The following is a 13,649-nucleotide window of genomic DNA, read 5'->3' on the forward strand; positions in this document are numbered from 1 at the left end:
CCTCTACTGCCACACGACGGCAAAAACGGCGATCGCCGCGATCACACCGGCGATCATCGCCAGTGCATAGTGAGTGACGACGCCGGTCTGCAGACGCCGCAGCGTACCGCCGCCAACAAGGATGGCGCGTGCGAAGCCATTCACGGCGGCATCGACGCCGTTGAGATCGACCCGCAGTCCGGCACGCGCCGCACCGTGCAGAAGCGGCAGCGCCACTGTGTCGGACACGTTGCTCACCGCCTTTTCATAGCGCGCCAGCGGCCTCTCTGCGAGCCACAGGAAGGCCCGCGCACCCTTGCGGTAGAACCAGTCCGTGTCGATGCTGATTGTGTTTTCTGGATCGAGCGCTTTCAGGAACAGGACGAAACCCAGCGCGGTAAACATCAGCAAGCCCAGGCTCTCGGTGACATGGACGCCCGTATAGGGCTCAAAGGCGACCGGATAGGGAAGGAGCGCATACAGGGGTTCCGGGAACACGCCGATCACGATGCAAAACACCGCCGCTATCCCCATGGCAACCAGCATGTTGCGGGGCGGCTCCCGCGCCTCCAGCTTTCGGTCGGGTCCGAAAAACATGTAATACGGCAGCTTGAGGCCGGTGTGCAGGAACGTCCCTGATGACGCCATTGTGAGCGCCAGAACCACGAGCGCCCGGTGGTCCTGTCCGGCGGCGGCGATCACCATGGACTTGGTGACGAAGCCTGAGAAGAACGGAAAGGCCGAGATCGCGAAGGCACCGACCATGTAGAGGGCAACCGTCAGCGGCATGGTTTTGTAGAGCCCGCCGAGTTCGGTGAGCTTGCGCCGCCCCGTGACGTGGATCACCGCCCCCGCGCCCATGAAGAGAAGCGCCTTATAGAGGATATGGGCAAACGCGTGGCTGGTGGCTCCGTTCACGGCCATCTCGGTGCCGATGCCGATACCCGCCACCATGTAACCCACCTGGCTGACGATGTGATAGGCAAGCAGCCGCCGACAGTCGTTCTCAAGCACCGCATAGATGACGCCGTAGAGCGCCATCACGGTGCCGAGCCAGACGAGAAGCTCGGTTCCAGGAAATGCGCGCGCCAGCACGTAGACGGCCGTCTTGGTGGTGAAGGCGCTCATGAACACCGCCCCCGTGACAGTCGCCTCGGGATAGGCGTCGGTCAGCCAGGCGTTGAGCGGCGGCACCGCGGCATTGAGCAGGAACCCTGCCAGGATCAGATAGCCGCCGACGTCCATTGTTCCCGCAAGAGCGCCGCCCCCGATCGGGCCGAAGAGCAGCGAGCCAGCCGCGAGCCCGTGGAGCACGATACCGCCGAGCAGAGCGACGCCACCGGTGAGATGCACCATCAGATAGCGAAATGCGGCACGGATTGCCCGTTCGCCTCCTTGCGCGAAGACCAGATAGGCCGACGCAAACGCCATGCCCTCCCAGAAGAGGTAAAGGGTGAGGTAGTCGCCGGCGAAGACCACGCCGAGCGCGCTGCCGACATAGACGAAGGCCGCCACGTGCTGGCCGGCTTGCGACAGATGCAGCGCGTAGACCATGCCGATCAGCGCCATGATGGTGAAGACCGTGGCGAAGACGATGCTGAGCTTGTCGACCTTTGCAAACAGGATTTCCTGCCCGATGAAGCGCCCCGCGCCATAGCTGCCCGGCTCCATCGCGAGGACCGCGGCGATCGCCAGAGCCGGGATTAGCACCAAGTAGGTCTTGCGGATCGATCCCTTCAGAAACGGGATCGGCACGGCACCGAGAATGAACAGAAGGGCGGGATGGACGAACTCAATCATAATAGTCCTCGCGCCGCATGAGCCCGCCCTGATGGCCGAGGAACTTGGAAACGAAGATGAGCAGCAGGCAGGAGCCGAAGCCATAGACGGCAGACCAGCCAGGCAAACGGTCCCAGAGATATTCGGCGTGTTCGCGCGGAACCAGGAAATCGGCGACGACGATGAGAGCGAGCATGATATAGAACAACCGGCGGCGCGACCGCGCATGGCCCTCGTCACCAAAGAAATCGACGACACGCTTGATCATCTGACCACTCCTTCCGCCAAGGTGAGGAAATAACCGGGGAAGATGCCCATCAGCACCGACAAGGCAGCGGTGGCGACCAGCGGGATCGTCACCAGCGGAATCTCACGGACAGGTTCCGCCGCTCCCGGCGCCTCCGCTTTGAAAAAGGCGATATAGCTGACGGGCAGGAAGTAGGCGGCGTTGAGGACCGAGCTCGCCAAGAGGACGGCCAGGAACGCCATCTCGCCTGCTTCGACCGAGCCGAGCGTCAGATACCACTTGCTGATGAAACCGGCGGTTGGCGGCACGCCGATCATGCTGAGTGAAGCGACGAAGAATGCCCCCATCGTCCAGGGCAGCCGGCGGCCGATGCCGGCCATGTCACTGATGTTTCGTTTTCCCGAGGCGCAGTAGATCGACCCGGCGCAGAAGAACAGCGTGATCTTGGAGAAGGCGTGCACCGCGATATGAAGGATGCCGCCAATCATCGCCACGGGAGACAAAAGCACCGCGCCCAGCACCACGTAGGAGAGCTGGCTGACCGTCGAATAGGCGAGCCGCGCCTTCAGGTCGTCCCGGGTAAGGGCATAGATCGACGCCATCAGGATGGTGAAGGAGACGAGGTAGGCCGTCGCAATGCCGAGACCCAGCCTGCTCACCAGATCCACGCCGAAGACATGGAACACCACCCGCAACACGCAGAACACGCCCATCTTGACCACCGCCACGGCATGCAAGAGCGCGCTGACCGGCGTCGGGGCAACCATTGCAGCAGGCAGCCAGGCATGCATCGGCATCACCGCGGCCTTGGCGAAGCCGAAGAGGTAGCAGAAATAGACAACCGTCAGCAGCGGCGCCGAGGCATCGACCCTCGCCAGCAACCCTCCGGGTACAAAGTCGAGGGACCCGGCAATTTGATAGGTCAGCGCCAGCGCGGCGAGAAGCACGCTTTTCGACGCGCCCATCAGGTAGACGAGGTACTTCCGGCTGCCCGCCCAGGCCTCTTCGTCCTCATGGTGGTAGACGAGCGGATAGGTCACGAGGCTCAGCACCTCGTAGAAGATTACCAGCGTGAACAGATTGGCAGCAAACGCACCACCGACGGCGGCGGCGAGACTGGTGGCAAAGCAGGCGAAGAAGCGGGTCTGCGCGTGCTCGTTCAGGTGTCGCATGTAGCCGATGGAATAGACCGCCGCGACGATCCACAGGAGCGAGGAGACGGTGGCAAACACCATGCCGAGTGCGTCGACCCGGAAAGCGAAGTCGATCCCCGGCAGGATCTCGAACAGGCGCAGTTCGACGGTGCCGCCCGCCAGCACGATGGGCGCCATCGAGATGACGATCGCGAACATGGCGACCGCAGCCAGAGGCGAGACGGCATCCCGGATTTTCTCGTGCTTGTTCAGAAGGAGAACTGCAAGTGCCGCCAGCCCGGCGATGGCGACGGCAAGTAGCGGCCGGACTGATAGCACCGGTTCCAAGCCGCTATCCTTTCATCGCCGTGACGTCGTCGATCTTGAGGGTGGATTTGTTCCTCACGAGGGCGACCAGAATGCCGAGGGCGACGGCAACCTCCGCCGCGGTGATGGCAATGACGAAGATCGCGAAGATCTGCCCGCGAAAATCATCGTAGTAACGTCCGAAGGCGATGAAATTGATGTTGACCGAGTTGAGCAGCAGTTCGAGCGACATCAGCACGACCAGGATATTGCGCCTGAGCAGCACACCCGCGGCTCCGATCACGAACAGGACCACTGCGAGTGAAATGTACCACCAGAGCGGAACCATCACCCGAGCTCCTTCCGTGCCAGCACTATGGCGCCGACAAGTGCCGCGAGAAGGATGATCGAAGCGACTTCAAACGGCAGGAGATAGTCGGCGAAAAGTGTCGTGCTGAGCTGCCTGACTTGATCGCCGGCGCGCCGTGCGATCGGCTCAACCGCCGAGAAGCGGCCGCTCCAGAGCACCAGTGCAAGCATTTCGACCCCAAGCAGGACGAGCAAGGTCAATGCAGGCAGATTTCGCCCCGGCAGAAACCGCTGCAGCACCGCCTCGCGCACGTCGATCATCATGATCACGAACAGGAAGAGGACCATGATGGCGCCGACATAGACGAAGATCTGCACGACCGCGAGCAGCGGCGCCTCGAGCAGGACGAAGATTGCCGAGATCTGCAGGAAACATGCCATCAGCGCCAATGCGCTGTGAACAGGGTTGCGCGCCAGGACGACTGTCAGGGCGGTGATCACGGCCCCCGCAGCAAACAGAAGGAAGAACCCCTGGCCCATTGACGCAGCCTCTCCCGCGCGAACCATTCCGCGGCGCGTGACGGCCGGAATTCAGATAGCGCCGCACTTTGGTTGCGTTCATAAATTGTGCCTGAGGGAAGGATTTTTCACAAGAATATTGTCGGCAACATAATCGAATGAGGCCACGCCGAGCCTAAACTGGCTTCGTAACCAGTACGCGACCCTCAGGGTGCACATTCCGGAACAGATGATTTCATGAGCCCGCAAACAAACTGCGGCCCGCTCGCCGGCTTTAAAGCGAGCAATGTCAGTAGATTCATTGAAGAACTGGGATGTTTAGGCGGGACACCACCCACCGCGTGACGACTGGCTTACGTCGCAATCCCAGTCCTTCTGAACCGCGCAGTGTACCGGAAGGCTGAATGCTACTCACTCTGGCGGAAATTGCGGATACGATCGAAAAGAACCGCGAGGATAGTCGCACTGCCGATGAAAGTACCCTGCCAAAAGGCGTTGATGCCGAGAAGCCCGAGGCTATTGCGGATCACCTCGATCAGTGCTGCGCCGACGAGCGCGCCGAAGGCAGTGCCGACGCCGCCGGCGAGATTCGCGCCCCCGATCACGGCTGCGGCGATGACCTGCAGTTCCATGCCGGCGCCGATATTGGTCGTCACCGCACCGAGCCAGCCGGTTTGGATGATGCCGGCGACGCCGGCCGAGAGCGCCGAGATCATGTAGACGCAGACCTTGATCGGTCGCACGGGGAGGCCCGTGGCAGTGGCCGCCTTCTCGTTGCCGCCGATGGCGTAAATGTAGCGGCCAATCCGGGTCCAGCGCAGCACGAAACCGGTGAGCAGTGCCAGCATGATCATGTAGATCACCGGGTTGGCGATACCGAAGACGGATCCGCCGCCGAGCGACAGCAGTTTGTCGTGGTCCGGGCCGAACTCGAAAACCACCGTATTGTTGGACGCGACCATGGCCAGGCTTCGGGCAATCGAGAGCATGCCGAGGGTCACGACAAAGGGCGGAAAGCCGAGATAGGCAATGAGGATGCCATTGAACGCACCGATCACCAACGCAGTCGCGATCGAGACGGCAATGCCTGTCTCGATGCCGTATCCCGCGTGCATCGTGACCGCGAGCACCATGCTGCACAGGCACAGTACCGAGCCCACCGAGAGGTCGATCCCACCGGTGATGATGACGAGCGTCATGCCGAGGGCAATAATCGCGACGAAGGTGACGTTCCGGGTGATGTTGTAAAGATTCTTTGCGGTCGCGAAGCTGTCGGTGGCAAATGACAGAAAGATGCAGGCAAGGATGACAGCGATCAGAACCCAGAAGGTCTGGTTCCCGAGGATCGTTCCTCCGAGCGTGCGCTGCCTGCGCTCGATCGTCTGGTCCAGCGTCGTTGCCATCGTTCCTCCCATTCCTCCGGTGCAGAAGATCGAGCTCGATTGTCCCTCATCCACTCTCGATGGCTCCGGTAATCAGCCCCGTCACCTCCTCCGGCGAAGTTTCTGATATCGGTTTGTCCGCCACCTTGCGGCCCCGGCGCATGACGACGACGCGATCGGCGACATCGAAGACATCGGGCATACGATGGCTGATGAGCACAACCAGGATGCCGCGATCGCGCAACTGCCGGATCAGATGCAGCACTTCGGCCACCTGGCGCACGGAAATTGCCGCCGTCGGCTCGTCCATCAAGACGATCTTCGCCTGCGAGATCATCGTACGCGCAATCGCCACCGCTTGCCGTTGGCCACCCGACATCTGCCGCACGAGGTCGCGTGGCCTGGTCTCCGAGCGGAGTTCTTTGAAGATCTCCCCGGCGCGGCGGTACATTGCCTTGTAGTCTAGCACGCGCAAGGGGCCGATACCGCGCCTCAGTTCGCGTCCGAGGAAGACATTCGCGGCCGCGGAGAGGTTGTCACAAAGGGCCAGATCCTGGTGAACGATCTCGATGCCGAACTGCCTTGCCTCGATGGGGCGATGCAGGACGATATCGCTGCCGTTAAGGCGCATGGTTCCGTGGCTCGGACGGAAATTGCCTGCGATCATTTTGACAAGCGTCGATTTGCCGGCGCCGTTGTCGCCCATCAGGCCGACAACCTGACCGGCCTCTAACGACAGCGAAATGTCATTCACTGCCTGTATGGCCCCGAAATGCTTGGAAATATTGCTGAGCTCTAGCAGCACGACCAGCCTTCCAGACTCGCCAACACGCGCCAATCCGCCAGGACGCCTCGCCGCATGTCCGCCCCCTCGCGAGCCAGCGACTGCTTATTTACGCAAATCGTCATGAACGCGTCAATGATCTCTCACCCGATAAACCTGTTTTGTATGACAAATAGACATTGAGGCGAAGCGATCATATATTAGCTAATTCTTGGGAGATAAGCATGCTTATCCTTGTCACCGGGGCAACTGGCAAGGTCGGGCGGCACCTCATAGCAACGCTGCTTGATCGGCCACGTTTTTCGCAAGCGCGCGTTCGCGCGCTCTGCCATAACCGTGTGCTCGATCCAGCCGAGCGGCTCGATATCATCCGCGGCTCTATCGCCGATCGCGCGGTCGCGGAAGACGCGATTGCCGGTGTCGGCCACGTCGTGCATCTGGCGACTTGCAAGGAAACACCGGCCGACGTCATGGACGTGACCGTCAAGGGCCTCTTCTGGCTGCTCGAAGCGTTCAGAACGAGCCCCACGGCACGGCAGTTCATCCTGATCGGCGGCGACGCCGCGGTCGGGCATTTCTTTTATCCTCATGACGGACCGATAACGGAGGCTACACCGCACCGCGCCTATCCTGGCTGCTACGCGCTCTCGAAGGTGCTCGAGGAAGTGATCGTCGAGCAGTACGCGATCCAATACGGGTTGAACGTCTGTTGCCTCCGGGCGCCGTGGATCATGGAGAAGGACGACTTCAAATATTCGCTTTCCTTCGGCGATGACGTGTTCGGTGGACCCGACTGGAAAACGCTTTTTGCGCCCGACGAAGCCAGGCGCTACGCGGAGGCCGGAACGGTTCCGTTGCTGCGCGATGCCGACGGAAGGCCGCTCAAGCGCAACTTCGTTCACGTCAGCGACCTCGTCTCGGCAATACTCAACACGATCGACAATCCGCGCGCAGAACGCCAGCGCTTCAACGTCGCCATGGATCGCCCGGTCGACTACGGCGAGGTCGCAAGCTACCTCAGGCGCACGCGCGGTCTGCCGTCCGTCGACGTTCCAAGCCACTTCCACTCGAACTGGTTGGACAACAGCAAGGCGAAGTACCTGCTGGGCTGGCAGCCGGAATACGATCTTAAAAAGCTTATCGACCAGGCCTGGCAATACGAGCGTCCGTCAAGCGACCCTCGCATCGTCTGGTATCCGGGTTGATTTGTGCCGCGGACGGACAGTGTCCGCTTGTTCAACGGGAGGATAGAATGAGGAAAGCATTGGTGCTTGCAGTTGCAGCGCTCGCGCTGGCCGCCGGCTCCGCCGGCGCCCAGACGAAGAAGCAACTCGTCATTGTCGTCAAAGGCCTCGACAATCCGTTCTTCGAGGCAATCAACCAAGGGTGCCAGAAGTGGAACAAGGAAAACACAAGCTCGGAATATGAGTGCTTCTATACCGGCCCGGCGTCGACCTCCGACGAAGCCGGCGAGGCGCAGATCGTCCAGGACATGCTCGGCAAGCCCAGCACGGCTGCGATCGCCATTTCGCCATCCAACGCCAAGCTGATTGCCCAGACGCTGAAGACGGCCAACCCGACAATCCCGGTCATGACGCTCGATGCCGACCTCGCCAAGGAGGACGCGGGTCTGCGCAAGACCTATCTCGGCACCGACAACTACACGATGGGCGCGCGGATCGCCGACTACATCAAAAAGGCCAAGCCGAACGGTGGCAAGATCTGCACGATCGAGGGCAACCCTGGTGCCGACAACATCCTGCGGCGTGCCCAGGGCATGCGTGATGTGCTCACGGGAAAAGAGGGGCTGGCCGAACTGAAGGGTGAAGGCGGCTGGACGGAGGTCGCGGGCTGCCCGGTCTTTACCAATGACGACGGCGCCAAGGGCGTGCAGGCGATGACGGATATCCTGGCTGCCAATCCCGACCTCGACGCCTTCGGCATCATGGGCGGTTGGCCGCTTTTCGGGGCGCCGCAACCCTATCGCGACCTGTTCAAGCCGATGGCGGACAAGATCGCGAAAAATGAATTCGTCATCGGCGCGGCGGACACGATCGGCGACGAGGTGGCGATTGCCAAGGAAGGTCTCGTAACCGCGCTCGTCGGCCAGCGCCCGTTCGAAATGGGCTACAAGGCGCCGTCGGTCATGCTGGACCTGATCGCCGGCAAGCCGGTGGAGGATCCGGTATTCACAGGCCTCGACGAATGCACCAAGGACACGGCGGACACCTGCATCCAGAAGTAAAACCGCCGCCGGGGCGCCCTTTACCGAGCGTCCCGGCCTTCGCCCTATCCCCGACAACCGGGGTCAGCACGCACTCTTGCCGGGTGGCCGCGGCAACCTGCCACGACCCCGCTTGGAAGATCTCCCTTACGAACTATCATCGATAGGGATCATCCCCCAATCTTGCAGGACATGGAGAACACAATGACCAAGCGGATCATCTTCACCGGAGGCAGCGGCAAGGCCGGCCGCCATGTCGTGCAATACCTCGTCGAACAGGGCCACCAGGTGCTTAACCTCGACACGAAGCCCCTCGACAACCCGAAAGTGCGCACGCTGATCACCGACATCACGGACAGCGGCCAAGTGTTCAATGCACTGTCAAGCTACACGGGCCTGCACGAATTCGACCCTTCGCTCGCGCCGCAGCCAATCGATGCAGTTGTCCACTTTGCCGCGATCCCGCGCATCCTGATCGCCCCCGACAACGAGCTCTTTCGCGTCAATGCGATGGGCACCTACAATGTCATCGAGGCGGCGGTGAAGCTTGGCATCCGCAAGATCGTCATCGCATCGAGTGAGACGACCTACGGCCTCGTTTTCGCCAACGAGCCGCGAAACCCGCGTTATTTTCCGCTCGACGAGGACTATGACGTCGACCCGATGGATAGCTACGCACTCTCCAAAGTCGTCAATGAAAAGACCGCGCGCGCCTTTGCACTCAGAAGCGGCGCCGACATCTATGCCCTGCGCATTGGCAATGTGATCGAGCCGAACGAATACCATCTCTTCCCCGGCTGGTTTGCCGATCCGGGCTTTCGCAAGCGCATTGCCTGGAGCTATGTCGATGCGCGCGACCTCGGCCAGATCACACTGAGGGCCGTGGAGACGGACGGTCTTGGGTTCCAGGTCTTCAACGCAGCAAGCGACGATACGTCCTCCGACATTCCAACCCGCGAACTGATCGACCGGTTCTACCACGGCGTCCCTGTCAAGGGGCAGATCGGCGAATACGAGACGCTCTTATCAAACCGCAAAGCCCGCTCGATGCTCGGCTTTGAGCCGCAACACAGCTGGCGGAATTATGTTGACGTCGGGTGACGCTCTGCGCGGCTGAGCGTTACAGACGCGAGAAAAGACGAAAATGGCTGAACGACAATCAGGAAAAGTCTCCGCCGGATCGACCACGGCGGAGGCGAAGCGTGCGAGCCGACGCCTCGATGCGCCGCGTAGGTCGGGACCCAGCGTCCACATGTCGCTTGCCGATGACATCGGGCTCAGTATCGTGCGTGGCGACTATCCGCCCGGAACGATCCTGCCGAATGAGACGCAATGGACGGAAATCTTCAACGTCAGTCGCACTGCGGTGAGAGAGGCGATCAAGATATTGATGGCCAAGGGCTTGCTCGCCTCGCGCCCGAAAGTCGGCAGCTGGGTAGAGCCGAGAGAGCGTTGGAACCTGCTCGATCGCGACGTTCTGAGCTGGTATGCGGTCTCACCGGACCGTCTCCAGTTCCTCAAGACCGTACAGGAATTTCGCCACATCCTTGAGCCGGAAGCGACGGCGCTCGCCGCCACCCGCCGGAACGAAAAGCAGATGACCGAAATCAGCGCGGCATTGGAAGACATGCAACAGGCGACAACGCTGCAGACCCGCATCCAGGCCGACACACGCTTCCACCTTGCAATCCTGCGCGCGTCGGGAAACGATCTCCTGGTGCCGCTCGGGGCACTCATCGAATCTGCACTCAACCACCTTTTCCTGCTGGTGACCCGGGAGGACAGCAGCTCCGTCCATGCGCTGAAGCTCCACGAGAACATCGAGAAAAGCATTCGCCTCCGACGCCCGAACGCGGCTCGCAATGCCGTACGGCGACTTCTAGCCAATACCGATGAGCTCATAGCGCAATCGGGGCGCAATGCATGATCGTCAGGTCGGATGGCATGAGGCCCCCGAGCGCACCTCCGCTTATGTGAGAGTTCACTGCCGCGCCGCGCGATGTCGTGCGCGAAAGTCGGAGCGTTCGCCTTCAATCATTAGGCACTGTCTACGACGGGCACGGCGGTGGCCGCAGGCGGCCTTCGCTAACAGGACACGAAAGAGCTCGACCGCGCGCCGTCCGAGCCGCGAATCGCGTGAATGCGCGGTTGCGGGAGGGGGCAGCCTTGAATAAGCTGCAGTGGCAATTTGCAGGCCACTCAGCTGACGAGGATAATCATGGCAATCGGTACCGTTAAGTTTTTCAATCAGGACAAGGGCTTTGGCTTCATCACACCGGACAACGGCGGAGCGGACGTCTTTGTCCATGTGTCAGCGGTGGAAGGCGGAAGCCCACTTCGAGAGGGTCAAAAGGTCAGCTACGAACTTGGCCAGGACCGCAAGACCGGAAAATCGAAAGCCGAAAACGTCAGGCCAGCTTGAACGTCTCGACCTCCGGGACTTCCTATGGTCGGGCGATCTCGGCAATGGCAAGCTGAGCCGTCAAAGCGGAAAGCAGATCACCGCTTTAGCTTGGTTTAAAGCCAAGCACGAAATCGACGACCTTCGAGGGGGACATTTCGCAGGGCTTGAGTGTGGTGCTCGCACCAGAAAGCACATAAAAGTTGAAGCTGACGACATCCGCTCCGCCCAGTTCCTCGCCATATAACCAGATCCGCCTGCCATCGGCCGAGCGCTTGACGGTCAGGCCCCATGGGCGACCTGCGAAGCTTCCCAGTCCATAGCCGTCGGGAAGCTGCGCAAGCGTCTTCTCAAACTTGACCAGCACCTCATACGACAGCTCTGGCACGGACGGCGTCATGGCGCGAGGTACTCGTCACAATTGCAGCGACCGTCGGCGTCCATTCGCGAGGCCGACCGCTTCTTTTGACCGCAGAGGCCTATCATCGCGTTTCCGAACTGGCCTCCGTCGCGCTCTGGCGGGATGACTTCGATGTCGATGTCGAGGTCGGAAAGGACATTCGTGGCAAACTGATCCATCTCGAGGTTCCATGTCGGGGACGGCAATCTTAGCAGGATCATCATCTGTCCGAGATCGATATGGGCCGGAGATCCGGATCAGCGCTTCACGTCGTTTTCCTGAAAGAGCCGGATCGTCAGGTGCTGAAGCAGAATGATCGTTTTGGCGTCGCGAATCTCACCACGGTCGATCATATGGATCGCGTCGGACAACGAGATTTCCATTACGTCTATGTCTTCTCCCTCGTCAGGAGCACCTCCGCCGGTTCCCACCCTGTGTTTCTCGGTATATTCGCCGTAGAAAAATGCCAGGTATTCCGTGACCGATCCGGGGCTCATGTAGATGTCGAAAAGATGCGTCAGTTCGGAGACATCATACCCAGTTTCTTCGATCAGTTCTGCACGCATCCGCGTTGCCGGCTCGGCACCATCAAGCAGTCCCGCCGGGGTTTCGATTAATGACTCCAGACCGCCATTCAAGAAAACCGGCAAACGAAACTGACGGGTCAGCAGAACACGGCCACTTCGGGGATTGTACAACAGGCATGTCGCCCCGTTACCACGATCGTAAGCCTCTCGGGTCTGCCGCTGCCAACCTCCATCCCTGAGCCGAAGTTCGAATTCGTATTTGGTCAGCCGTCCCCAATCATTCGCCAATACACGCTCCGCGATCGGCCGGAAAACACTCTCGTCCATCAAATCACCACTCTCTTGTTTGCCGCTTCAAAGGCCGTGCGATCGGCCTCGTACAGTCCGCCTAAGGCTACAAAAGCCGCCGCTCGCTGATCTTGAACCAGGCTTTGGCAATCTTGCCGTTTTCAACTTCATAGATACAAACGACATCGACCTCGCCCTTCCCTTCCGGAAAAGTTCGCGCAACCGTGGTCGATGACGACATTGCCGACCACGATAAGTGTCAGCAGAGTTCAATGTAGATCAGGCTCTTTGAACCGTTCGATATGTCGCTCCCGAATTTCGACAGCCCCCTGCCAGAAGCGCGGAGGGAAATGCGTAGTACTGGCAATCATCAGCCTACCAAGGCATGAATGCCTCAATATCTCGGGCGTTATAGGCTTCGAGCTGTCTTTGGACGGGGAGCTCAATTTCTGCCCTATCGATTGTACTCAATGAAACACCTCTTCTTTTTCCTTTTCAAAGGCCGTGTAGCCGGCCTTCGACATGCGTGCGCGTTTCGCCGCCTACCCAAATTCGGCCAACGTCATCGCGGCCCACATGAAGCCGGCCATGGCGCCCAAGACGGGTCCCCTGGGCGGCGACATAATCCCCCTCAACCGCACCTCCAGCGAACAACCACTGTGCGATCGAGGCATTGAGGCTTCCGGTGACGGGGTCTTCGACGATTGCACCCAGATGGTCGCTGAAGAACGCGCGAACCTCGAAGGCTGCATCTCGACCCTTTGCATGCGGACCAACCACACCAACGTCGATCCGACCGGCCCAGTTGCGGAGCGGATTGAGCGAAAGCACTTTCTCCGCCGATGCCAATCTGATCCCCAGCCATCCAGGTCCATTGTCGATCCAGGCGGCATCAAGGATATCGCAAGGTTCAATGCCCAACAGCTGTCGGGCCCCATCCAATTCACCCTGTGTTGGCGCGCCGGAACGGATCAGCGGCGGGGCGGCAAACGAAAGCCGCCCCTGCATACGCCGGATCGTGACCAGACCGGCGTGGCATTCCTGAATGATTTCCGTCGCCTTCTTCGGCACCCGACCCGTCGAGAGCCAGACATGACAGCTTCCAAGCGTCGGGTGCCCGGCAAAAGGCATCTCCCTGTCCAGCGTGAATATCCTGACCCGGTAGTCAGCATCTGGATGCGTGGGCGGCAAGAGGAAGGCGGTCTCCGACAAATTGAACCACCGCGTCAACTGCTGCATTTCATCCGTCGACATGGCATCTGCGCCGATGACGACCGCCAGCGGGTTACCAGAAAACGGCCCGGCGCCAAACACGTCGACCATATGGACGGCAAGGGTCATGACATCGCGCTTTCAATTTGGGTCACTTCA

General features: G+C 60.4%; 16 protein-coding genes. 5 read left to right on the forward strand and 11 right to left on the reverse strand.

From position 1 onward, the window contains the following. Nucleotides 1-3: 3 nt before the first annotated feature. The 7 genes from ACTJKM_RS29410 to ACTJKM_RS29440 all read right to left on the reverse strand — a co-directional run bounded on the left by ACTJKM_RS29410 (nucleotide 4) and on the right by ACTJKM_RS29440 (nucleotide 6,492). Nucleotides 4-1,779, reverse strand: coding sequence for a Na(+)/H(+) antiporter subunit D (locus ACTJKM_RS29410; RefSeq protein ID WP_440638564.1), 1,776 nt, complete (start codon nucleotides 1,777-1,779; stop codon nucleotides 4-6). Beyond that, complete coding sequence (locus tag ACTJKM_RS29415; protein ID WP_058327836.1) at nucleotides 1,772-2,026, reverse strand: hypothetical protein; 255 nt, start codon at nucleotides 2,024-2,026, stop codon at nucleotides 1,772-1,774. The genes ACTJKM_RS29410 and ACTJKM_RS29415 overlap by 8 nt, the downstream gene beginning before the upstream one ends. Next, on the reverse strand, nucleotides 2,023-3,486 hold the full coding sequence (locus tag ACTJKM_RS29420; RefSeq protein WP_440638562.1) for a monovalent cation/H+ antiporter subunit D family protein: 1,464 nt from the start codon (nucleotides 3,484-3,486) through the stop codon (nucleotides 2,023-2,025). The genes ACTJKM_RS29415 and ACTJKM_RS29420 overlap by 4 nt, the downstream gene beginning before the upstream one ends. 4 nt (nucleotides 3,487-3,490) lie before the next feature. Then, a complete protein-coding gene (gene nuoK / locus ACTJKM_RS29425; RefSeq protein WP_057248739.1) occupies nucleotides 3,491-3,793 on the reverse strand; it encodes an NADH-quinone oxidoreductase subunit NuoK in 303 nt (100 codons plus the stop codon). Further along, entirely contained in the window at nucleotides 3,793-4,293 is a 501-nt protein-coding gene (locus ACTJKM_RS29430) for an NADH-quinone oxidoreductase subunit J family protein (RefSeq protein WP_058327838.1), read from the reverse strand. Before ACTJKM_RS29430 ends, nuoK begins: the two co-directional genes overlap by 1 nt. 386 nt (nucleotides 4,294-4,679) lie before the next feature. Further along, complete coding sequence (locus ACTJKM_RS29435; RefSeq protein ID WP_113513589.1) at nucleotides 4,680-5,675, reverse strand: ABC transporter permease; 996 nt, start codon at nucleotides 5,673-5,675, stop codon at nucleotides 4,680-4,682. 46 nt (nucleotides 5,676-5,721) lie between these two features. Continuing rightward, the gene (locus tag ACTJKM_RS29440) at nucleotides 5,722-6,492 is read right to left on the reverse strand and encodes an ATP-binding cassette domain-containing protein (protein ID WP_440661508.1); all 771 of its coding nucleotides are present in this window, start codon (nucleotides 6,490-6,492) and stop codon (nucleotides 5,722-5,724) included. Nucleotides 6,493-6,662: 170 nt separating this feature from the next. Here ACTJKM_RS29440 and ACTJKM_RS29445 point away from each other — a divergent pair, with 170 nt between their 5' ends. The 5 genes from ACTJKM_RS29445 (at nucleotide 6,663) to ACTJKM_RS29465 (ending at nucleotide 11,084) form a co-directional block, all read left to right on the forward strand. Next, entirely contained in the window at nucleotides 6,663-7,643 is a 981-nt protein-coding gene (locus ACTJKM_RS29445) for an NAD-dependent epimerase/dehydratase family protein (RefSeq protein WP_440661509.1), read from the forward strand. A 47-nt stretch (nucleotides 7,644-7,690) separates the two neighbouring features. Continuing rightward, nucleotides 7,691-8,683, forward strand: coding sequence for a sugar-binding protein (locus tag ACTJKM_RS29450; protein ID WP_058327842.1), 993 nt, complete (start codon nucleotides 7,691-7,693; stop codon nucleotides 8,681-8,683). Between the two features lie 183 nt (nucleotides 8,684-8,866). Next, complete coding sequence (locus tag ACTJKM_RS29455; RefSeq protein WP_440661511.1) at nucleotides 8,867-9,763, forward strand: NAD-dependent epimerase/dehydratase family protein; 897 nt, start codon at nucleotides 8,867-8,869, stop codon at nucleotides 9,761-9,763. A 43-nt stretch (nucleotides 9,764-9,806) separates the two neighbouring features. Continuing rightward, nucleotides 9,807-10,589 (forward strand): FadR/GntR family transcriptional regulator, encoded by a 783-nt coding sequence (locus tag ACTJKM_RS29460; protein WP_440661513.1) that lies wholly within the window; start codon nucleotides 9,807-9,809, stop codon nucleotides 10,587-10,589. A 291-nt stretch (nucleotides 10,590-10,880) separates the two neighbouring features. Then, the gene (locus tag ACTJKM_RS29465) at nucleotides 10,881-11,084 is read left to right on the forward strand and encodes a cold-shock protein (RefSeq protein WP_057248747.1); all 204 of its coding nucleotides are present in this window, start codon (nucleotides 10,881-10,883) and stop codon (nucleotides 11,082-11,084) included. An 85-nt stretch (nucleotides 11,085-11,169) separates the two neighbouring features. Here ACTJKM_RS29465 and ACTJKM_RS29470 read toward each other — a convergent pair whose 3' ends face one another. The 4 genes from ACTJKM_RS29470 to ACTJKM_RS29485 form a co-directional block, all read right to left on the reverse strand. Next, on the reverse strand, nucleotides 11,170-11,463 hold the full coding sequence (locus ACTJKM_RS29470; RefSeq protein ID WP_440638553.1) for a hypothetical protein: 294 nt from the start codon (nucleotides 11,461-11,463) through the stop codon (nucleotides 11,170-11,172). Continuing rightward, nucleotides 11,460-11,642 (reverse strand): hypothetical protein, encoded by a 183-nt coding sequence (locus ACTJKM_RS29475; protein ID WP_440661515.1) that lies wholly within the window; start codon nucleotides 11,640-11,642, stop codon nucleotides 11,460-11,462. Before ACTJKM_RS29475 ends, ACTJKM_RS29470 begins: the two co-directional genes overlap by 4 nt. Before the next feature lie 78 nt (nucleotides 11,643-11,720). Next, on the reverse strand, nucleotides 11,721-12,317 hold the full coding sequence (locus tag ACTJKM_RS29480; RefSeq protein WP_058327847.1) for an NUDIX domain-containing protein: 597 nt from the start codon (nucleotides 12,315-12,317) through the stop codon (nucleotides 11,721-11,723). Between the two features lie 456 nt (nucleotides 12,318-12,773). Continuing rightward, on the reverse strand, nucleotides 12,774-13,619 hold the full coding sequence (locus ACTJKM_RS29485; protein WP_440661516.1) for a PhzF family phenazine biosynthesis protein: 846 nt from the start codon (nucleotides 13,617-13,619) through the stop codon (nucleotides 12,774-12,776). Nucleotides 13,620-13,649: the final 30 nt, after the last annotated feature.

Origin of the sequence: Ensifer sp. 22460, from assembly GCF_052044935.1 — a bacterium.
Classification (GTDB): Bacteria; Pseudomonadota; Alphaproteobacteria; order Rhizobiales; family Rhizobiaceae; genus Ensifer.

Excerpts from the sequence above, each read along its gene's own strand:
- ACTJKM_RS29410 (WP_440638564.1), bottom strand. The coding sequence starts at position 1,779 with ATGATTGAGTTCGTCCATCCCGCCCTTCTGTTCATTCTCGGTGCCGTG.
- ACTJKM_RS29465 (WP_057248747.1), top strand. The coding sequence starts at position 10,881 with ATGGCAATCGGTACCGTTAAGTTTTTCAATCAGGACAAGGGCTTTGGC.
- ACTJKM_RS29460 (WP_440661513.1), top strand. The coding sequence starts at position 9,807 with ATGGCTGAACGACAATCAGGAAAAGTCTCCGCCGGATCGACCACGGCG.
- ACTJKM_RS29435 (WP_113513589.1), bottom strand. The coding sequence starts at position 5,675 with ATGGCAACGACGCTGGACCAGACGATCGAGCGCAGGCAGCGCACGCTC.
- nuoK (WP_057248739.1), bottom strand. The coding sequence starts at position 3,793 with ATGGTTCCGCTCTGGTGGTACATTTCACTCGCAGTGGTCCTGTTCGTG.
- ACTJKM_RS29485 (WP_440661516.1), bottom strand. The coding sequence starts at position 13,619 with ATGACCCTTGCCGTCCATATGGTCGACGTGTTTGGCGCCGGGCCGTTT.
- ACTJKM_RS29475 (WP_440661515.1), bottom strand. The coding sequence starts at position 11,642 with ATGGATCAGTTTGCCACGAATGTCCTTTCCGACCTCGACATCGACATC.
- ACTJKM_RS29470 (WP_440638553.1), bottom strand. The coding sequence starts at position 11,463 with ATGACGCCGTCCGTGCCAGAGCTGTCGTATGAGGTGCTGGTCAAGTTT.
- ACTJKM_RS29480 (WP_058327847.1), bottom strand. The coding sequence starts at position 12,317 with ATGGACGAGAGTGTTTTCCGGCCGATCGCGGAGCGTGTATTGGCGAAT.
- ACTJKM_RS29430 (WP_058327838.1), bottom strand. The coding sequence starts at position 4,293 with ATGGGCCAGGGGTTCTTCCTTCTGTTTGCTGCGGGGGCCGTGATCACC.
- ACTJKM_RS29450 (WP_058327842.1), top strand. The coding sequence starts at position 7,691 with ATGAGGAAAGCATTGGTGCTTGCAGTTGCAGCGCTCGCGCTGGCCGCC.
- ACTJKM_RS29455 (WP_440661511.1), top strand. The coding sequence starts at position 8,867 with ATGACCAAGCGGATCATCTTCACCGGAGGCAGCGGCAAGGCCGGCCGC.
- ACTJKM_RS29445 (WP_440661509.1), top strand. The coding sequence starts at position 6,663 with ATGCTTATCCTTGTCACCGGGGCAACTGGCAAGGTCGGGCGGCACCTC.
- ACTJKM_RS29415 (WP_058327836.1), bottom strand. The coding sequence starts at position 2,026 with ATGATCAAGCGTGTCGTCGATTTCTTTGGTGACGAGGGCCATGCGCGG.